Source organism: Cedecea sp. B1(4) (assembly GCF_059414925.1).
Map to the genome: position 1 here is coordinate 1 of NZ_JCAHMZ010000013.1, position 1,465 is coordinate 1,465.

Sequence of the window (1,465 nt, forward strand, 5' to 3'; positions counted from 1 at the left end):
GCATGGCCACCGTCACCGACGAAATCATCGACCTGCACGACCGCATCCTGGGCAAGCTGTTCAACGCCGCCAAGAACAAGCATCAGCAGCAATTCCAGGCGTCCGGCAAGGCGATCAACGCCAAGGTGCGGCTGTTCGGCCGCATCGGCCAGGCGCTGATCGAGGCCAAGCAGGCGGGCCGCGATCCGTTCGCCGCCATCGAGGCCGTCATGTCCTGGGATGCCTTCGCCGAGAGCGTCACCGAAGCGCAGAAGCTTGCGCAGCCCGAGGACTTCGATTTCCTGCACCGCATCGGCGAAAGCTACGCCACGCTGCGCCGCTACGCGCCGGAATTCCTTGCCGTGCTCAAGCTGCGGGCCGCTCCCGCCGCGAAGGACGTGCTCGACGCCATCGAGGTGCTGCGCGGCATGAACAGCGACAACGCCCGCAAGGTGCCCGCCGACGCGCCGACCGAGTTCATCAAGCCGCGCTGGCAGAAGCTGGTCATGACCGACACCGGCATCGACCGGCGCTACTACGAACTGTGCGCGCTGTCGGAGATGAAGAACGCGTTGCGTTCCGGCGACATCTGGGTGCAGGGGTCGCGCCAGTTCAAGGACTTCGAGGACTACCTGGTGCCGCCCGCGAAATTCGCCAGCCTCAAGCAGGCCAGCGAATTGCCGCTGGCCGTGGCCACCGACTGCAACCGGTACCTGAACGACCGGCTGACGCTGCTGGAAACACAGCTTGCCACCGTCAACCGTATGGCGACGGCCAACGAGCTGCCGGACGCCATCATCACCGAGTCAGGCTTGAAGATCACGCCGCTCGACGCGGCGGTACCCGACACCGCCCAAGCGCTGATCGACCAGACGGCAATGATCCTGCCGCACGTCAAGATCACCGAACTGCTGCTGGAGGTGGACGAATGGACGGGCTTCACTCGGCATTTCGCGCATCTGAAATCGGGCGACCCGGCCAAAGACAAGAACCTGTTGCTGACCACGATCCTCGCCGACGCGATCAACCTGGGCCTGACCAAGATGGCGGAGTCTTGCCCCGGCACGACCTACGCCAAGCTGGCTTGGCTGCAAGCCTGGCACATCCGCGACGAAACCTACGGGGCGGCGCTGGCCGATCTGGTCAACGCACAGTTCCGCCATCCCTTCGCCGAGCACTGGGGCGACGGCACCACCTCATCGTCGGACGGCCAGAACTTCCGCACCGGCAGCAAGGCCGAGAGCACCGGCCACATCAACCCGAAATACGGGAGCAGCCCAGGGCGGACGTTCTACACCCACATTTCTGACCAGTACGCGCCATTTCACACCAAGGTCGTGAACGTCGGCGTGCGCGATTCGACCTACGTGCTCGACGGCCTGCTGTACCACGAGTCCGACTTGCGGATCGAGGAGCATTACACCGACACGGCGGGCTTCACCGATCACGTCTTCGCCCTGATGCACCTCCTGGGCTTCCGCTTCGC

At 64.6% G+C, this 1,465-nt stretch carries 1 protein-coding gene; it reads left to right on the forward strand.

Going from position 1 to position 1,465, the window contains the following annotated elements:
• The coding region (locus tag ACR6JA_RS20805) for a Tn3 family transposase (RefSeq protein WP_494599397.1) at nucleotides 1-1,465 on the forward strand (1,465 nt) is incomplete at both ends.